We start from the raw sequence: 20,143 nt of genomic DNA on the forward strand, positions 1-20,143 counted from the left end.
GAGAAATTTTAAGAATACGCCAAGGTGTGCCACACTTGCTTTCAACGATACCAGGAAAGTGTGGCACACCTTCCTAACCGGAAACGGCTTCTAAAAGAAAGGGCTGCACCAACGTGATGCAGCCCCAGGTATAACTTTGAGTATGTAATACGATCACTCCACTTTCACATTTACACCTTCACTGTGGCTGGTAAATTCAGGGGCATACATACATTGAATGGTAGTAATGCCATTGCTGAACGTACCGGTGTGTGTTACGAACAGGGGATATTCAAAAACGTATGTTCCTTTAGGTAACTGGCCAAAGAAGAAGTTGGTACTTGCATCTTTGGTTGTTTCGTAGTAACCCAGTCCGCCCTGCCATTTGTACTGGCTGATCACATTTACCGGTTCCATACAGGCGGCACGCATATCTTTCATGTGCACATACTCCATGGTGCGGTCGACCCGCAGCTCTATACGCACTTTTACTTTATCGCCCACTTTAATGGCATCGCCTTCATTGATGGGTTGTAAAACGGGACCGCGATCGGTGTTCTTTTCAATGAACAGTTTTTTCGTTAACTGTAAGGGAGTGGCGGCAGGGGTAATTTTATCGAGGTTCTCGAAATACTGCCAGTAAACGGCGCCCCATGAAGCGGAGGCATTTCCTTCAGCATTAGGAGAAGAAACGGTTACTTTGATGTTGCCCATCTCCGGCTTTATCTGTTTCTCATCGAACACTTTTTTGAAATAACCTGTGCCGGCTTCCTGTTGCTGGTCGTTGCTGCGCACAGTGGTATTGCCAAGCTCGATGGTGATCTCAGGCGTGCTGGCCAGCAGATCAGTACCCTGTAACAGCAGGGCATAACAGGCGTCGGCCGTTGCTTTGGTGGTTCTCCAGTCCTGGGTTTGCTTTTGTTTCAGCAACCACAATTTCATGTCATTTACTGCTGCAATGTCAGCTGTTACTTCGCTAAAGGTTTCAATCAGTAATGACTGCGCTTCAATGGGATGCTGGTACCAGTAATAACCACCGGTGAATTCCTTCCAGTACATGCCCATTTCCTCATTGGTAAGGGCATTCTCTTTTATTGATCTCACTATGTTCTTTGCCGTTTGTACATCGCCGGTGCGGAACAGCGATAAAGCGATCATGCCCTGCATATAACGGCTTTGCTTCAACCAGCTTTTTTGTGATTGCGAGCGATAATAATTATACGCTTTGAACACACCGCCCGGTACACTGTACTCGGGGAAGAAGCTGCGCATGTAAAGGTATTGAACATGCAGCGGGCTTATATAATCGTTAACAGGAAGCTTTTTATTATGCTTCAGCATTTCTTCATAATCTTCTTTTATCCGTGCATCGAGATAAGGGATCGCTTTTTTAATGAGCTCATCCTGAATGTCGTTCTTAGGCAATGCCTTTAACTTCTTCAAATGGCCGATACCGGTTAAAATGTATTGGGTTATATAGCGGTCATCGGGCCCGCCTTTGAACCATACAAAACCGCCGTTGCTGCTTTGCATTTCCTGCAGTTTCGCCATCCATTTGCTTAGTTCATTGCTCATCCGCACCAGGTCGAACAACAACGCAATATTCTTTTTTTGCTGCGCTTCATTTTTAGCCTGCAATACCCAGGGGGTTTCCTGCAGCAGCACTGATTTCAGCTCCTCGTTCTTTTGCAGGTTGCTCAGCAATGCTGAACTATCTGCATTTTTCCAGCGTTCAAATACCTGTTTTATTTTGGGTGAAGCGTTGGCGATGGTGCTGGCCAGTGCATTGGCATAATACCGGTTGAACACCTGTTCAGCGCAGTCATAGGGGTATTCCATCAGGTATGGTAAGGCCTGTACCGCATACCAGGCCGGGTTCGAAGTGTATTCAACAGTAAGTGCGTGGTGGTTCAGGGTTTCACTGCTGCCGCTGTTCACCAGTTTGTCGAAGGTGAAAGTTTTTGTTGTGTTACCGCGAACGGGCAGGGGCAGGCTTTCGGTCACCAACATGCGGTTGCTTACCACCGGCAGCATGGCTTCTTCACCATCGCTGATGTTACCTGCTTTGGCAACTATGCGGTAGGTAACCGGTTTATTATACTGATAAGGAATTTCAATACTGAAGGTAACGGGAACGCTTTGTTTGGCCGGTACGGTGAAGAACTGGTTTGGCATTACGTTTTTAAACCAGCCATCAACCGGTTGATTGGTAGTAGCATCGATCAGCAGCAATTGCACCTGGCCGGTAATTTCCTTATCGGTGAGGTTGGCAATTTTAGCGCTGAAGTTCATGCGGTCGCCTTCTCGCAAAAAGCGGGGGGCATTGGGTTGCACCATCAGGTCTTTTTGCGTAACGATCGTTTTTTCACTGTAACCAAGGGAAAGATCTTTGGTATGGGCCATGCTCATCCATTTCCATTGCGTTACCGCTTCGGGCATGGTGAAAGAGAATTCAATATTGCCATCGGCATCGGTATGCAGATGGGGGAAGAAGAAGGCGGTTTCATTGAAGTTCTTACGTATTTGTACGGCGGCATCCTGGGTGGGCTGTTGCTTTGGAACCTTCACGCCATCAGCGTTCATTTCGCCTTGTTGGGTAAATGCTGCCTCGTCTTTCGATAGGTTTCCCTGCAATGCTGCATCAAGCTTTTTTTCGCTAACAGCGCCTGCCGCCAGCTCTTCCCTCATGGCAGCGGGTGCAGGTGCGGCTTCGGCGGCTACAATGCCCGCAACTCTTCCTCTGGCTAATAAGTTAAACCTGGTTTGATTAGATGTAAACGGCAAACCCAGCTCATCGTACACCTTGTGCACATAGGTATACCCGCCGTTGTTGTTGTATTTTTCCAGTGATTGCACGGCCCTGAAGTTGTAGGTGCCATTCCAATTGGGCCCGGTTGTAAGGTGCTGCCACAATGACGGCTTAGCCCATTCCTGTTTTTTGAACTGGTCGAGCGATGCATCGTACATGGCGGTGAGTAATTCGGCCGCTACCTTGTCGCCTTTCTGTCCGCTTATTTTCACTTTCCATTTCTCTTCACTGCCGGGCAGGGTTTTGTCGCGGAAAGTTTCGTAGGCGATGTGCAGCTCTTTATTGGTATAGGGAACCGCAAAGGTGAGGTTATCGGTGTACACCCGGTTGTGTTTTACAAAGGCGATCTGAATGCCTAAACCGCCGCGGTCTTTTTCGGTGACCGGAATTTCAAAAGCGCGGCTGCTTTTGTTCAGGGTGAAAAAGCTTCTGTCGGTGTTATCGCCTTTTTTCATCACTTCATGAACAATGAATGCATCTTCGAGCGTGGTGTTAACCTGGTAAACGGCTTTTTCGCCTGGTTCCAGGGTGGTGTTACCGCTTGTTATATCGCCACTTGCCAGCGGGCTAATGATCGACTGGTTAAACAGTTGTACATACTTAATGTCTTTCACTTCTTCGCCATACCTGTCTTTGGTAATAGCCTCTATCACATACCAGCCCGGTGCGAATGGCGAAGCGGGCGCAATGGTGAATGGTTTACCGGCCGAAGTAGTGTCTGTTTTTTCAGCCACCTTTTGTTCTCTGGCCCATTTTTCCGGACTGTTCTCGTCCTTGTACACATCATATGGGAATGCGTTGTAAAATTCGGTTTGTGATAACACAAACTGATCGGGCTCCTGCCAGTACCGTTTCCTGAAAATACGATCGGGTGTTTCCAGTTTATAAATGGAAACGGTAACCGTCGTTTTTTCAAACAGGTCGTTCAGGTTGGTGCTGTTTATTGTAAGGCGCTTTAAACTGTCTGTATGCATTTTATCAGCTATGGAGACGTTCAGTTTCAAAGCCTGGTAAGCTACGGCCACCTGGGTACTGCCGCTCCTGGTTTCGCCGGCCATATCGGTAACATCGGCATACACCTTATAATAGAAAGTAGGCTGGTCTTTTTTATCTATCTTATTATCAGGTATTGCCTTGAACTGAATACGGAATTCACCTTTTTCATCGGTGGTGAGTTCGCCATGGGCAATTTCCACTTCCTGCTGGCCGTATGGCGGCCAGATCATTTTGCTGTACCGGCCGTACCATAATGGCATGATGACCTCGCGTACAACCCGGTATTTCACTTTAGCGCCATCGATCACATTGCCTGCATAGGCTTTGGCAGTACCGTTCACCGTAATGGTTTCATTCAGCCTGTAAGTGCCGGTGGGTTTGCTGATCTCTACCAGGAATTTCGGGCGTTTATATTCTTCTACCGAAATGGGGTGGCTGCTGGAAGCTACCAGGTCGGTGAGAGAGAAGTGGCCGTTCAACAGGTTGGTGGGCAGGGTGAACTTACCTGAATAGGCGCCAAACTCGTTGGTGGTAACAGCAACGGTATCTACAGCCTGGCCATTGGGATCGGTTAAGGTAATGCTGGTTGAAAAGTTAGGAACAATACTGCTTTCGCGGGTTTTTGAATTATAGTTAAGCAGTATGCCCTTGAAGTAAACGGTTTGTCCGGGCCGGTAGATGGCGCGGTCGGTGAACAGGTATGCGCTCTTTGTCGTCCTTTCCGTTTCTTCCGGCGCCCTGCCCGGCCAGTTGTAATTATAAATGTAATCTTCCAGCATCAGACGGTCATCGGCGGTGGTTATTTCAAGTTTGAAATTATTGTCGTTCTTATTTACGAACGGATTGAGTTTTATATACCCGTTAGCATCGGTAACACCGCTTTGTCCTTTGGTATCGGTATACTTGCGCACATTGTAATCGTAGGTATGGTTCCATACCTGTACTTTGGCATTCGCCAGCGGTTTTCCGGTTTCGCGGTTTACTACAAAATATTCGGCGCCTTTATTGATGTAAGCAATATTCGATACATGGAAGTATTGAACGGCCAGTTGATTTTCAGGTACTGAAAATTTATCGCTTACGCTTGCTATCAAAGCATAGGTGCCAACAGGCAGCGCATCGATCTTTAGTTCAACTGCATGCTTCTGGTAATCTTTCGTATCGGGTAATGGCTGGTTGAATGATCTCAGGGCCGGTAAGGCTACCAGTTTTTTCCAGTAGCTGTCGTCCCAGCTGTTGGTGCCAATGGATTCCTGTGTTTTGGCATCCAATTTTACCACGCGGAAATGCAGCCGGGTAAAATTGCGCCAGGTGAGCAGGGTGCGGAAGGCCTGGCCGGGCACATTTACTTTTTCGGTTTGCATGTTCATCTCTATACGGGTGATCTCCCGAACAAGGTTCTGGCAATTCAGCTTTCCTTCGCTGCTGTCTTTTTGCATGATCACCTTATTGCAAATACTCATGGCCTTTAAGTAGCCATCGCGGTGGGCGTCGCCCTGCTCAGGATTATATTGCGTTGCCTGGTTAACATACAATTGCGCAAGCAGATACCAGGCCTGGGTGGCCGGTGGTATAAGCCCATATTTATTGCCTGTTTGTTCCAGCGCTTTTATGTACAATGCTTCTTTGTTTTCGAGCGTGGCATTTTCGTACACGTATTGCAGTCTTGCCAGATCCACATCGATAAAGGCATCGGGTTTTGGATCGCCTGCATGAAACTGCAACAGGCGTTGGTATAATTGCAGGGCTTTGAACTGAAGCGAAAGGCTGTCGCTGGTAACGAACCTGTGGTTCATGAATTGTTTTGCTTCTGCAAATGCGGCTTCATCGGTTATTTCAAACGATTCTGCCGCTTTCTTTACCGTACGTTCGTTGTTTTTAAAGTAATCGAGCGCGCGATGTGCCAGCAGATCGAACAGGGTAGGCCGTAAGTGACGTACATTCCCTTTAATGATCACCGCATCGAACGGTTCCAGTTTTGTTTGCTGTAACTGTTTTTCGTTGCTGATCGAAGCCAGGTAAAGTTCGCTGATCTTTTTATGAAAATCTTCCGTGCTCCAGGTGGCCAGGTCGTCTTTTTTGAAGTTGATTGTTTCGGTGCGGTTGTATAACAGCCAGCGGTGCTGCTGAAACCAGGTATGGTATTTTTGAGCGGTTATGCTTTGCAGTACAGCCCGTACCGGTTCTTTCGATTGGGCAATTTCGGTTTCCAGTTGCAAAATGTTCTTTTTCACCGCTTCTTCTTCTTTGTACTGCTGCAATTCAGCCTGGTATAAAAGCGCTTTTATTACCTGGGCATCGTTACCTTCTTTTTTAGCAAGCGAATAAATATTATTCACCGCTTTTAAGGCCGATTCGGTCAATCCGGATTTTTGAATGAGGCTGTCTACCTGTTTCCATTCTTTGTCGTACGTTTTCATCTTCTGTTGCGCTTTTGTGACCAAAAAAAATAAGGTTGCACATACCACCGATAAAATTCTCTTAAATATCATTAGGCCAAATTTTATACAAGTTATAATAAGTTGACGAGTTAACAGGTTGACGTGTTAACAAGTTGACAAGGTCTGTTCAAAAGATCAGTATCACCGGGTTTATATAAGATACAGGGTGTAAGGAATAAGAGGCCGGAGAAGTCCGATATTTCTGCTTTCGCTTTTGTTTTCAGCCTGGTACAGCCACGTCTTTTTCTGACTTTTCTTTTCTGAACTTCGTTCATACCTGTTTTGATGCCGGTACCGGATAATTTACATACATGAAAAAGTTAAAGTGCTTTACAAAAGAAGAGGGCAAAAGCAATGCCGGGTCGCTTATATATGGTAATATTAAATATAAGTTTTATTCCAAACAGTGTGCAACGTAAATACTGGCCTTTTCGTTCTATACATCAAAACCTGCCGGCAGGGCAGGTACCCTTTTACCCGCACAAAACACCCAACATGAAAAAAACGTGTATCCTGATCCTTTTTCTGCTGCCAGCCTTTCTGGTGCGCGCTTTAGCCGGACCAGACGATGGTATATTAGGTATTACCAATTTAAGCCGTCAGAACATTACCATCGAAATTGATGGCCGCACTTATACCGATGTAACCAATGCGCTTATTCTCCGCAATTTCAGGCCCGGTAATCACATCGTAAAAGTGTATACGATGGTAAGATCCACACCTGTTACCAGGCTGGCCAGGCGGGTTGTATTATATAACAAGAGCATGTATGTAAAGCCAAAGTATTATGTTGATATTGTCATTAACCGCTTTGGCCGGGCATTATACGATGAACAACCCATAACCGATAACCGGTACGATGGCGATGGTGTTGATGAGCGCGATGACCGTAACAATAACAACAACTGGCCAGGTCGCAATAACGATCGTGATAACTATAACGGTGGCAGACCGCCGAGGAATGATAATTATCCTCCGCGGCCCATGGACGATAATACCTTTAGTTCATTTATAGAGACGGTGCGCCGCGAAAGTTTCGACGATTCGCGTATGGCTATTGCCAAATCGGGCATCGATCAAAACTACTTTACATCGGCACAGGCAAAACTACTGGTTGCTTTATTTTCTTTTGAGAACAGCAAACTGGAGGCGGCTAAATATATGTATGGCCGCACCACCGACCAAAAGAATTATTTTGTTGTGTATAGTGTATTCAGCTTTAGTAAAACGAAAGAAGAGCTGGCCGAATACGTGAGAGCATATAAGCCTTAAAACAAGGTGTGCCACATTTGTACGCAGCAGCGAAAGCAAATGTGGCACACCTGATTTAATAAAAAAACCTTGCAGATGTTGTTGGCTGTTACTGCCCTCAAAAACTGCAAGGTTTTATATTTTTAACGTAAGCGAGGCTTACTTCTTAAGGATATTTGCGATCGTAACGCCGATATCGGCAGGGCTCGATACCACGGTGATACCGCATTCCTGCATGATCTTCATTTTTGCAGCGGCTGTATCTTCTGCACCGCCAACGATAGCACCAGCGTGACCCATACGGCGTCCGGGAGGAGCTGTTTGACCGGCGATAAAACCAACTACAGGTTTTTTACCATTTTCTTTATACCAGCGGGCAGCTTCGGCTTCCATTCCACCGCCAATTTCACCGATCATTACCACAGCTTCCGTTTCAGGATCGTTCATAAACATTTCCAGCGCTTCGCGGGTAGTGGTTCCAATGATGGGGTCGCCACCGATACCAACTGCTGTAGAAACACCTAAACCGGCTTTGGCAACCTGGTCAGAAGCTTCATACGTGAGGGTACCTGATTTAGATACGATGCCGATCTTACCTTTTTTGAAAACGAAACCAGGCATGATACCAACTTTGCATTCGCCGGCAGTGATCACACCAGGGCAGTTAGGCCCGATAAGGCGCGATTTTGTTGCCTGCAGGTACAATTTGGCTTTTACCATGTCCTGTACCGGAATACCTTCAGTGATACATACTATCAGCTCGATACCTGCATTGGCAGCTTCCATGATAGCATCGGCGGCAAAAGCCGGTGGTACAAATATGATAGACACATTGGCCCCGGTTTCCTTTACTGCTTCCGCTACGGTATTAAATACCGGCCTGTCCAAATGCAATGTGCCTCCTTTGTTGGGTGTAACGCCACCTACTACATTGGTACCATATTCTATCATTTGGGTAGCATGAAAGGTACCTTCTGTGCCGGTAAAGCCCTGCACCAGGATCTTTGATTGTTTGTTTACTAAAATACTCATCAGCGGAATTTTTAATACCGACATTTATCGGGTGTGCAAAAATAGGGGATAATGGCTGAATATGCTAATGTGATAATTAGCTAATGTGCTAATAACGGGATGTAAATACGCAAACGTTGCCGGGAGCAACCGGCAACATATAATGGTCTGTTTGTAGCTTTGATGAAAGCGGCAAAACCGGGTATCACCGGAAATTAATTTTTATAAAGCGGGCAAGTGTAGTCTTACGGGAGAAGGCGAAGCTGTATTCAATCAGCTCATTGGCATATTACCAAATCAGCACATTATTTTATCATTTTATCCATATCCCGGTTCTCATCAATTTTACCGGTTTGTTCAAGCATACGCATGTCTTTGGCGTCTTTTAAGAACTCTGAGGCAAAAATAAATTCATTCAGGCGCTCATTCTTGTTAAAGATGATCTCTTTATTACTGCCTTCCCATTCTTTTTTACCCTGGTACATAAAGATGATATGATCGCCAATTTCCATTACGCTGTTCATATCGTGGGTGTTCACCACCGTTGTGATGTTGTATTCTGTAGTAATTTCTTTAACCAGTTTATCGATAACCAGCGAGGTTTCCGGATCGAGGCCCGAGTTAGGCTCATCGACAAACAGGTATTTGGGATTTAGAACAATAGCCCGCGCAATACCCACCCGCTTTTTCATACCACCGCTCAGCTCGGCCGGGAATTTTTTATTCACGTCTTTCAACCGTACCCGCTCCAGCACTTCATTCACCCGTTTCAATTTCTGGGCGTGGGTGTCGCGGGTAAACATGTTCAGGGGGAACATAATGTTTTGCTCAACGGTAAGGCTGTCGAACAGGGCCGAACCCTGGAACAGCATGCCGATCTGCTGGCGGATCTCTTTCTTTTCTTCGGTATTCAGCTTATTGAAGTCTTTATCGTCGTAGCAGACCTCACCCTGATCGGGTACCATAAGGCCCACCATCAATTTCATAAACACGGTTTTACCGCTACCGCTGGCGCCGATAATAAGGTTACATTTACCTGCCTGCATGGTAACGCTAACTCCATTCAACACAGTTTTCTCTCCAAATCCCTTCTTTATATTTTTTACTTCGATCATGGTTTATGAATTCATGCTACGGATACAATACCGCTATAACTTATTAAAATTGTATGGGTTCTATTTAGTTAGACCGTTTTAGCCGCGCTTTCGCTGTTCAGTTCATAACGGTTTTACCCCATTAGTGTAACAATATTGCGGCCAGCACATAATCGGCGCCTAAAATGCTCACACAACTCACCACTACCGACTTGGTGCTCGACCTGCCGATTTCCAGGGCGCCGCCTTCCACATGATACCCATAATAAGCGGGGATGCTGGAAATAAGGAATGAAAAGGTGTATGCTTTTACCAGGGCGAAGAAGACATTATATGGCTGAAAATACTGCAGTAACCCGGTTTCATATTGCGCGGGCGACAAAATACCCGCCGAGGTGGATGCCAGTTGTCCGCCATAAATACCCAAAGCAGCCGAAATTACCACCAGCAGGGGAATTACGATGAGGGAGGCCAGAATTTTTGGCAATACCAGGTAAGCCTTGGTGTTGATGCCCATAATTTCCAGAGCGTCAATTTGTTCGCTTACCCGCATGTTGCCCAGTTCGCTGGCAATTTTACTGCCAACCACCCCGGCAAGAACTATACACACCAGGGTAGGGGCAAATTCCAGGATCACCGTATCGCGCACGATCTGCGCAACTGTGCTCATGGGAATTACGGGGCTAACCAGCTGATAGGCTGTTTGCAGGGCAGATACCGCCCCCATAAAGAAGGAAATGATGACTACTATCCCCAAAGAGCCGATACCGATCTCATTGCATTGGTGCATCAGCTCCTTCCAATACATTTTCCAGTTCTCAGGTTTTGAAAACATTCCCTTGATCATCAACAGGTAACGGCCAAACTCGGTAAATAAAGTCATGATATTTAAGCAATAGTGTAAAAATACAGCTTAACGATGAAAAACAATAGTTTATGATATAAGGTTCAAAAACGGCAAACGTGAAAAGCCCTGGCAACAGCTTCTGTTACGGAAACAGGCTTCAGGCTAAGGCATTGGCAATGATCGTTAATACCTGTACCCCAGCTGAGCCCGGGGCAAGCGCTGAAACCCGTAACCTGAAACAGTTAAATATAGTGCCTGAAGAATGTTCGCCGGAAACCGGTACCCGGCGCCTGGCAACCAGCAACCGGCACCCGGTAACTATTTCTTCTTCCACCAGGCCGGCTTTTTCGCCGTTTCCTGGTTGTTGTTATTACATTTCAATTGTGCGTCGATAACGGCAATTAGGGCCATATTGTAAATGCTGCGAACCGAACTGCCCAGTTGCAGCACATGCACCGGCTTTTTCAGTCCAAGCAAAATAGGGCCAACGGCATCGGCGCCGCCGATCTCTTTCATCAGGTTGTAGGCGATATTACCCGCTGCGAGGTTGGGGAAAATGAGGGTATTCACTTCCTGGTCAACCAGTTCGCTGAACGGGTAGTTCTCACGGAGAATATCCTGCCTGAAGGCGATACTTGCCTGCATTTCGCCATCTATGGTGATGGTAGGATCTTTTTGTTTAACGATGTCCTTTGCCCGCGCAACCAGTTTGGCTTCCGGCGAATCGCTGCTGCCGAAGTTGGAATAGCTCAACATGGCAATGCGGGGCACCAGGTTAAAGCTGCGCACTTCTTTGGCGGCCAGCAGGGTGATATCGGCCAGCTCTTCCGCAGTGGGGTTGAAGTTCACTGTGGTATCGGCCAGGAACAGGGGACCTCTTTTGGTAAGCAGCATGTACATACCGGCGATCTTTTTCACGCCTTCTTCCATCCCGATCACCTGCAGGGCCGGACGAATTGCTTCTGCGTAATTGCGTGTTAACCCTGAGATCACTGCATCGGCATCACCGGTTTCCACCATCATACAGCCGAAATAGGTGCGGTCTTTCATCATCTTGCAACTCTCGTAGAGGTTCACACCTTTACGCTGGCGTTTTTTGAAGAACAGTTCGCCGTATTGTTTGCGTTTCTCTTCATACTCATCATTGCGCGGGTCGATGATGGCCATTTCATCGAGGTCGACACTGTTCTCGAGGGCCAGTTGTCTGATCTTCTTCTCATCGCCCAGCAAAATGGGTTGGCAAATGCGTTCTTCAACGGCGATCTGGGCTGCTTTCAATATTTTAACGTTATCGGCTTCGGCAAATATCAGTCGTTTGGGATTGCGGCGGGCTTTGGCGCCAAGCACCCGCATCAACTGGTTATCGAGGCCGAGGCGTTTATTCAATTCTATAGAATAAGTTTCCCAATTGGTGATCTTCGTTTGTGCAACCCCGCTTTCGATGGCTGCTTTTGCAACGGCCGGGGCAACGGTGCTCAACAACCGTGGATCGAGCGGTTTGGGAATGATATAGTTGGGGCCGAACGATAAGTTCTTTTCGTTATAGGCAATGTTCACGATATCGGGCACAGGGCTTTTGGCCAGTTCGGCCAGCGCTTTAACGGCAGCCAGCTTCATGGCCTCGTTAATTTGTGTGGCGCGAACGTCGAGCGCGCCGCGGAAGATGAACGGAAAGCCCAGTACGTTATTTACCTGGTTAGGATAATCACTGCGGCCGGTACCCATGATCACATCTTTACGGGCAGCAGTGCAGTCTTCATAAGTGATCTCGGGGTCGGGGTTGGCCATGGCCAGAACAATGGGGTTCTTTGCCATGCTCTTAATCATTTCCTGCGTTAATACGTTGCCTTTGCTGAGACCGATAAATACGTCACAACCATCGAGCGACTGCTCCAGCGTTACGTTTTTGCCTTTGGAAATAAATTCCTTTTTCAGCACATCGAGGTCGGTGCGGCTTTCGTGAATGAGGCCTTTACTGTCGAAAACGAGAATGTTTTCGCGAACCGCGCCGAGGGCTTCATATAATTTTATACAAGCGATGGCTGCGGCGCCGGCGCCATTTACGACAAACTTACACTTCTCTATCTTTTTCTTTTGCAGTTCCAGGGCGTTCAGCAGGGCGGCTGCACTGATGATGGCGGTACCGTGCTGGTCGTCGTGCATCACCGGAATTTTCATTTGCTTTTTCAGCTCCTGTTCTATGTAAAAACATTCCGGCGCTTTGATGTCTTCGAGGTTAATGCCGCCGAAAGTAGGTTCCAGGGCTTTAACGATCTGAACGAATTTCTCGGGGTCTTTTTCATTGATCTCGATATCGAATACATCTATATCGGCAAATATTTTGAACAGAACGCCTTTGCCTTCCATTACGGGTTTACCGGCTTCGGGGCCAATGTCGCCAAGACCGAGCACGGCGGTACCGTTACTGATAACGGCAACCAGGTTTCCTTTGGCGGTATATTTATATACAGATTCGGGGTTGGCATGAATTTCAAGGCAGGGCTCGGCCACACCGGGCGAGTAGGCAAGCGACAGATCGCGTTGGGTTTTTGCTTCTTTTGTTGGGATAACTTCAATTTTGCCGGGACGGCCCTTGGCATGGTACTCTAAGGCAGATTCCTTACGCAGTTCTTTTTTCATCTGAAATTGATAATTTTTATTTTTAGCCAGTTGTCCGCATGACCCGAACGGGCAGGGGGACTTACAATGCCAGAATTTTCATCACAGGTAAAATGGTTAATGACAATTTGGGCATTGACCTTTCATCATTTACTATTTAATGTTTAACCAGTTACCCCTCTATCCATCGGGGCTGAACCTGATATTACCATAAACGCATTTTCTAATCAATTAGTTACGAAGAAAATGAGTTTATGAGGCAATTCCTGGAAATTAATTCAGCACAATTGGCGCGCAATTTACGGGAAAACGGGTTACCGCATTGGGGTATGGATATATATGGCGATTACTGAATGTGTAATGGCTGGAAGGCGAGCCAATTTTGCGGTTTCTGGATTTCGTTTAGCTATTTCTGGTTTAATACTGGATAAATCAGGCGTATTAAAGGAATTGTGAACGACTTCAGGGAATTCACTTTTCCTTGTAGGAAAACTCAATTCCCTTTAGGGGATTGGGGAAAGCTTACGGGAAAACAGAAAAGCCTGAAGGAATGGTTAAAAGCTTTCAGGAAAACCGGAGTGCCTGCGGGAAACCTGAATAGCCTGCACGAAATCTCAAAAGCTTCAGGGAAAACATAAAAGTTGCAGGGAATCGGCTTTTCCCTACAGCTTTTTGTAAACGATGATTGACAATGGCTCAAAACAGGCTTACAATGACCTAAAACTGGCTAACAACGGGGTAAAGTAAGCGAGCAACGACCCGAAATAAGCGAACCATGAGTGAAAACAAGCTAACAATGGGGCAAAGTAAGCCGGCAACGATCTAAAGTAAGTAACAATTGAGGCATTGTAACCCTGCAATGATATTAAAGCATTCTGCAACGGCCGGGGGTAACCATGCAATAACCCAAAGCAACGCTACAATACCTGTTAACCATTCAACAGGAGCTTTATTTAACATAGCGGCACTTGAATAAATTCTATATCCATAACATAAAAGGTGGCTGTCGCCCAATGTATGTTTATGTGATTGTCTCAAACCGGCCCGGGGTACAAGAATTGCGATAATACCCTAAAAATGTGCAATGAGCCGGGTTAATATATTGACAGTGATAACCGTTATATTTATTATGGCGCTGTTCAATGAAAGAGCATGGGCGCAAAATGCTTCAAACGCACAAAACAGGTTTTATGCAATGAATGTAAAAAAGATCGATTCGTTCAACCTGTTCCTGAGAACCTGGTGCGATTCGGTAAAACCGGTGACCATTACCGATGCGTCTTTTCAACAGGATAAAGAGAATATCAGGTATGTAAGCAAACTGTACAATGCAAACATGTCATATAAAGATTTTTTACGTGAAGCCGATAAGAATGACCTCGTACGATCGCAGTTCAGGCGGGTTGGCCTGGTTAATTTGTATGAATACAAGATCGATGAGCAATTAGGCTATCTGGCTATAGACATATGGCTTACGGTTATGGATGAAAAAATAATTTATAAGAAATTTGTAATTAGGAATCTGGCGAAACGGGAATGCCTTTCCGGTAACGTAACGGTCCCGTTTTTTGATTATGTATATTTCAAAAGACTGGTAAACGAAGTTCATTTTCCTATCGAAGGCTGCGCCAATTGCGATAGCCTTGTTGTTGACACCTTGTATGGGTCATTGTTTAATGAAGTAGCTCAAAAATATCCAAACTATAATTTTATTCCTGAAGTGGCCAATGAACGGCTGAAAGATCGAATATTTGAAGCAACTTATCTCGATGATAGTTATTATCATAATAATATAGTGCCTGAACTGTTTGTTTTATTGGTAAACCTGAAAGAGTACGAAGCCATTACCAACCTGTTGTATTCTCCCAACCACCTTATGGCTGTCAATGCGTATGAAGCGTTGGTATATTTAAGAAGCACCAGGACCCTTGAAATAAATGCACAGCAGGAAGAAAAGATGAACAGCATTGCGGCCGGTAAAACTGAAATACCTGTTTACTGTGGCCGGGATTGCAAACCGGAAAATTACCCATACAGTACTTTAAAAATAAGCGAAAGAAATATATATGATAAATATGAGGCGGCGTTGAGGTAGGCCTTCCTTCTTTGCAGTCAATTTCCTAACCTGGCATTTTGCCGGTTTTATTTTATATCGTATACCCATAATTCATTGAATTACAGACGAACGCTGTTGAAAGACGGCCTTGCGGCCCCTCCGCTCATCACATTTTTTAACCATTTCATTTGACAATCCGGAAAAAGCCCTTATGTTTGCGTGTACTATTAAACTAGTACACTAAAACGCCAAACATGATACAGATCCAAAACCTGCATTTTGGGTATCGGAAGAAAAAAATATTCACCGGCCTGAGCCTTAAACTCGAAGCTGGCCATATCTATGGTTTGCTTGGTAAGAATGGTACCGGTAAATCGACCCTCCTGAGAAATATGGCCGGCCTGCTTTTTCCAAAAGAAGGTAATGTAAGCGTACTTGGCTTTAACCCCGCCAAACGCCAGCCCGCTTTTCTGCGCGATATTTTTATGGTGCCTGAAGAGTTCTTTATGCCCGACATGCCCGTTGATTACCTGGTGAAATACACCGCCCCTTTTTACCCCAAATTCAACGAAGAACAGTTCAACCGGTATGTCACCGAGTTCGATATTCCCCGTTCCAACAGTATGCAGCAGATGAGTTATGGTCAGAAAAAGAAAGTGCTCATCAGCTTTGGCCTGGCCTGTAATACCTCTGTATTGCTTATGGATGAGCCTACCAACGGGCTCGATATCATGAGCAAAAGCCAGTTCAGAAAAGTAATAGCCGGTTGCCTCGACGAGAACAAATGCATCGTCATCAGCACCCACCAGGTGAAGGATCTCGAAAGCCTTATCGACCGGGTTACCATTATCGATGAAGGCCGCATCCTGTTCGATCAAACGGTTGACAACATCACCCGCAAGTTGTCGTTCCATGTTTCTTACGACATCGACGAAATTAAACAGGCTTTATATCGGGAACCATCTTTACGCGGCAGCGCCGTCATTACCCGCAACACGCAGGGTGATGAAAGCAAAATGGATCTTGAATTGTTGTACAAGGCCATAGTGCTGAATGGTAATGCCATTGAATCTGTCTTTAACGCTTAAACTAATGCTATGAATTCCTACTTCGATCTTAACCGTTGGTTTTTATATATAAGCAAACACTGGAACGAGAATAAGAAAAAGTACCTGATCTCACTGGCCGCCATTGGAGGTTTATTGGTTCTCTGGTTCTCTTTTCTGATGATCGTAAACAGGCGTCATCCCATGCAGGAAGATATGCAGGTGGTAGCCTATTACGTGGGTCTGTATCTTACCGGTTGTTTGTATGCCAGTATGATTTTTCAGGAACTGAGCGATAGTTCCAAAGGCATTTCCTATCTGTTATTACCGGCTTCATTACTTGAAAAATTACTGACAGCCATATTGTTTGGCGTAGTACTGTATTTCGTTTGCTATACAGTTGTTTTTTATGCCGTTGATTTTATTATGGTAAAGGCATCGAATGGTATTGTTAGCAATATATATGAAAAGGAACATTTAGGGCGTTTCACACCGCAGGAAGTGGCCAATGTTTTTGTTACCACGCGGGTGAATGGCGATAACTTTTACATTATTATCCTGCTCATTTATTTCACGGTGCAATCGATATTTCTGTTGGGCTCCGTCTATTTTTCAAAGTACAGTTATATAAAAACCCTGGTGTGGGGACTGATCGTTTTCCTGGTACTGGTATTTTTTCAACACAAGATCATAGCGTCATTTATGCCGCATGGTGGTTTCTTCAATTCCACGGTATACAGGGTGTTCGATCATGAAAAGGGAGAACTGAATATTAACATACCGGCATGGATTGGTATCGTTGGTTTATACCTTATCAAATATTCCCTGCCGCCGCTGCTTTGGATCGCTAGTTATTTCAGGTTGAAAGAAAAAGAAGTTTAACGCCTAAATCAATAAATATGCAATTCCGAGAATCGCAAGCTATATACTTACAAATTGCCGATTATGTGTGCGAGAAGATCTTGCTAAAGGAATGGAAGGTTGAAGAGCGGATACCATCCGTACGGGAACTGGCGGTTCAACTGGAAGTGAATCCCAATACTGTAATGCGCACCTATGAATTTCTTCAGCAACAGGAGATCATTTATAATCAGCGGGGCATCGGTTATTTCGTTTCCCCTCCGGCTTTAAAGAATGCGCAAAGCTACCGCAGGAATGATTTCGTAGAGAAAGACCTGCCGCAGGTTTTCCGCACCATGTTTCTGCTGGGGATGGATCCCGAAGAACTGAAACCCCGGTTTGAAAAATACAAAAAACAAAATTTTGCTTAAGAAAACAGCTGCAAGCCACACGCTGCAAGCTGCAAGCAGAACATCAAAAAAGAATTAGATTATGAAAACGAGCAATAAAATATTAATAGGGATATTTTTAGCCGTGATAATACTTACCACATCCATTCACCTGTACGTGTATGCCAAATACAAACGCGGTGATTATGTGCCCTTTCAGCGGGAGTCGGCCGTTTTTATGGATAGGGTAGATGTGCCGGGGGCAAAGTTTGTATCTATAACCGGTCTCGGTGGTGTTGAGCTCATCAACAGCGATACGGCAAAATTCGAAACAGATAAAGACAATGTAGGCCGTATTTCATACAAGATGGTAAAAGATACGCTGGTGATCACTGATCCTACCTTAACAGATGAACAGCTTGAACGGGGAGGGCGCAATTACCAGCGGTTTAAATTATACCTGCCGCCTTCGGTTCCGGTGCAAACAGCCTTTTGCAGTATTAATGCGAAAGGTGCGGTTGATTCTACCCATGCGGCATCTTATAAAATTGCTTTAACCAGGAACTCAAATTTGAGTATCAGGAATGACAATAGAGCTTCCTATTTTGATCAATTGCTTATCAAAGGAGAATCCGCAGAAATTGTGCTGGAAGACCAGGCCATTATAAATGACCTCCATGTTCAATTGGTGCACTCCTCCATAAATGACATGAAAGCGACGATACAAAGTATAACCGTTGAGGCAGACCCCCAATCATCACTGAACCTTTCTGGTAAGAATATTAAAGCCTTAAAGTAATCAGTTATGCAATCATCAATTATTGAAACCCGGGGCCTGAACTTTGCTTTTCAAACCGGTCAAAAAATATTAAATGATCTGAACCTGCAGGTACCTGCCGGTAGCATATATGGATTTTTAGGTCCCAATGGCGCCGGCAAAACTACCACGTTGCGGTTATTGTTGGGTTTATTAAAAAAGCAGGAAGGTGATATCGCCCTGTTTGGCAAGCATCTTCGGGCGAACCGGCTTGAAATATTACGCCGCATTGGCTCACTCATTGAACAGCCCTCATTATACCTGCATTTGACGGGTAAAGAAAACCTGGAAGTTTTTCGATTAACCTATCAATGCAATAAAATCAGGATAAATGAAGTGCTTCAACTGGTTGGGTTGATGCAGGCAGCGAATAAAAAAGCTAAGAACTATTCGCTCGGTATGAAGCAAAGGCTGGCGATTGCCATTGCTTTGTTACATGATCCTGAAGTACTGATACTGGATGAACCAACAAATGGCTTAGATCCCAATGGCATCATTGAAACCAGGGAACTTATTAAACAACTGAACCGTGAATTTGGCAAAACCATTCTTGTTTCGAGCCACCTGTTAGCCGAAGTAGAAAAAATGGCTACGCATGTAGGGATCATTAACAAAGGGAAGTTGTTGTTCCAGGGAAGCCTGCAAAAATTACAAAATCTCCAGTCAAAACAATCGGCCATTGAAATTGAAGTAAATGATGCAGAGCGGGCGCAACAGGTGTTACAAGAACAATTTGCTGTAAAGCAGGTAAATGGCACGCGGCTGTTGCTGAATTATGAAAGCAGGGAACGATCGGCGCAGTTGAATAAATTACTGGTACAACAGGGCGTGGACGTATATCAGCTGGCTGTTACCCAAAACGATCTGGAAAATTTATTTCTTCAAATTACAGCTCAATAGTATGATCGCTTCATTTGTACTTAATTCAAAAGCCGAATTTTTAAAAAGCAAGCGAACGGCTGCGTTTTGGATAACAGTTGTTGGCGCTGCCTTTGTACCTATAGTAAGTTCTATAATGCTGGTGGCGCGTCCCGGTCATTTTATTCCGGCGCTTAAAAAAGATCCCTGGCAACTGATCATTATTGATAACTGGCAGGCGGGCGCATTTTTTCTGTTACCGATGTTTGTAATATTGGTAACCAGCCTGGTGGTGCAAACAGAATATAAAAATAACACCTGGAAGCAGGTATATGCTTCCCCCCGGACCATTGCCGACATTTTTTTTTCGCGGTTTATTGTTATTCATACGCTGATCCTTCTTGCGTTTATCCTGTTTAACGCATTTATTATTATAACTGCCTGCGCGGCAAACCTACTGCAAAAAGGATATACTTTTTTTGATCATCCTGTACCCTGGAAAACATTATTTGCACTAACAATAAAACTTTATTTTTCTGTATTGGCCATTACTTCCATTCAATATTGGCTAAGCCTGCGCTTTCGCAACTTTATTATTCCGGTTGGTATTGGGTTGGCATTGCTGATAACAGGTTTTATGATTAACCAGTGGGAGCAGTTGTATTGTTATCCCTACATGTACCCCATCATATTTTTTTGGCCTGATTTCCAGAAAAAAGCTGCATTTGTTAATAAAGCGCAGGTATTTGATACGATCTGGTTTGCAGTGGTATTGGGGATCGCGTATTGGGATATGGTTACCCGAAGGGAGAAGGGATAAAGGATCCGGGCCCTGCCATTTATTAATAGTAAATTTACTTTTTATGCAACATCTTATGCTGGCATTAGCTATCATTTTGCTGACGGTGATCGCCCGCAATGAACATGCTGCAAACAGACGGGGCAAGGTTTCTAAAGTAATTGAAACGCCAAAATCACAGAAAGCGGTTATGGAGCCGGAGCGGGAAGAAGAAGTTGAAACCGGTTTTTCAATACGGTATTTCGTAATTGATAAGTACGGTATTTAGTTACGCAGTCATTTGTTGTGTTT

14 protein-coding genes are annotated in these 20,143 nt (G+C 45.1%); 9 read left to right on the plus strand and 5 right to left on the minus strand.

The window, feature by feature from the left end:
- Window positions 1–153: 153 nt before the first annotated feature.
- A complete protein-coding gene (locus A4R26_RS06340; RefSeq protein WP_165760164.1) occupies window positions 154–6,204 on the minus strand; it encodes an alpha-2-macroglobulin family protein in 6,051 nt (2,016 codons plus the stop codon).
- A gap of 516 nt (window positions 6,205–6,720) precedes the next feature.
- Between A4R26_RS06340 and A4R26_RS06345 the strand changes: the two genes are divergently transcribed.
- On the plus strand, window positions 6,721–7,497 hold the full coding sequence (locus A4R26_RS06345; protein WP_165760165.1) for a proline and serine-rich protein 1 family protein: 777 nt from the start codon (window positions 6,721–6,723) through the stop codon (window positions 7,495–7,497).
- Between the two features lie 138 nt (window positions 7,498–7,635).
- Here A4R26_RS06345 and sucD read toward each other — a convergent pair whose 3' ends face one another.
- From sucD to A4R26_RS06365, 4 genes are all read right to left on the minus strand, one after another.
- A complete protein-coding gene (gene sucD, locus A4R26_RS06350) occupies window positions 7,636–8,508 on the minus strand; it encodes a succinate--CoA ligase subunit alpha (protein ID WP_081162244.1) in 873 nt (290 codons plus the stop codon).
- A gap of 284 nt (window positions 8,509–8,792) precedes the next feature.
- Window positions 8,793–9,602, minus strand: coding sequence for an ABC transporter ATP-binding protein (locus A4R26_RS06355; protein ID WP_081162249.1), 810 nt, complete (start codon window positions 9,600–9,602; stop codon window positions 8,793–8,795).
- A 121-nt stretch (window positions 9,603–9,723) separates the two neighbouring features.
- A complete protein-coding gene (locus A4R26_RS06360) occupies window positions 9,724–10,464 on the minus strand; it encodes an MlaE family ABC transporter permease (protein WP_081162254.1) in 741 nt (246 codons plus the stop codon).
- 282 nt (window positions 10,465–10,746) lie between these two features.
- Window positions 10,747–13,068, minus strand: a complete 2,322-nt coding sequence (locus A4R26_RS06365) for an NADP-dependent malic enzyme (protein WP_081162258.1) — start codon at window positions 13,066–13,068, stop codon at window positions 10,747–10,749.
- 1,063 nt (window positions 13,069–14,131) lie between these two features.
- Here A4R26_RS06365 and A4R26_RS06370 point away from each other — a divergent pair.
- The 8 genes from A4R26_RS06370 to A4R26_RS06405 all read left to right on the plus strand — a co-directional run bounded on the left by A4R26_RS06370 (window position 14,132) and on the right by A4R26_RS06405 (window position 20,120).
- Window positions 14,132–15,142, plus strand: a complete 1,011-nt coding sequence (locus A4R26_RS06370; protein WP_081162263.1) for a hypothetical protein — start codon at window positions 14,132–14,134, stop codon at window positions 15,140–15,142.
- A gap of 215 nt (window positions 15,143–15,357) precedes the next feature.
- A complete protein-coding gene (locus A4R26_RS06375) occupies window positions 15,358–16,191 on the plus strand; it encodes an ABC transporter ATP-binding protein (protein WP_081162268.1) in 834 nt (277 codons plus the stop codon).
- Window positions 16,192–16,200: 9 nt separating this feature from the next.
- Window positions 16,201–17,031 carry a hypothetical protein gene (locus tag A4R26_RS06380; protein ID WP_081162273.1) on the plus strand — a complete coding sequence of 277 codons (831 nt, stop codon included), beginning with the start codon at window positions 16,201–16,203 and terminating at the stop codon, window positions 17,029–17,031.
- A gap of 17 nt (window positions 17,032–17,048) precedes the next feature.
- Window positions 17,049–17,420: a GntR family transcriptional regulator gene (locus A4R26_RS06385; protein WP_081162277.1), complete on the plus strand. Its 372-nt coding sequence runs from the start codon at window positions 17,049–17,051 to the stop codon at window positions 17,418–17,420.
- A gap of 61 nt (window positions 17,421–17,481) precedes the next feature.
- On the plus strand, window positions 17,482–18,177 hold the full coding sequence (locus A4R26_RS06390) for a hypothetical protein (protein ID WP_081162282.1): 696 nt from the start codon (window positions 17,482–17,484) through the stop codon (window positions 18,175–18,177).
- 6 nt (window positions 18,178–18,183) lie between these two features.
- Window positions 18,184–19,095: an ABC transporter ATP-binding protein gene (locus tag A4R26_RS06395; protein ID WP_081162287.1), complete on the plus strand. Its 912-nt coding sequence runs from the start codon at window positions 18,184–18,186 to the stop codon at window positions 19,093–19,095.
- A gap of 1 nt (window position 19,096) precedes the next feature.
- Window positions 19,097–19,873 carry an ABC transporter permease gene (locus A4R26_RS06400; RefSeq protein WP_081162292.1) on the plus strand — a complete coding sequence of 259 codons (777 nt, stop codon included), beginning with the start codon at window positions 19,097–19,099 and terminating at the stop codon, window positions 19,871–19,873.
- Window positions 19,874–19,916: 43 nt separating this feature from the next.
- On the plus strand, window positions 19,917–20,120 hold the full coding sequence (locus tag A4R26_RS06405) for a hypothetical protein (protein WP_081162297.1): 204 nt from the start codon (window positions 19,917–19,919) through the stop codon (window positions 20,118–20,120).
- The last annotated feature ends 23 nt before the right edge of the window (window positions 20,121–20,143 follow it).

This window comes from Niastella populi, from assembly GCF_002078015.1.
Classification (GTDB): domain Bacteria; phylum Bacteroidota; class Bacteroidia; order Chitinophagales; family Chitinophagaceae; genus Niastella; species Niastella populi.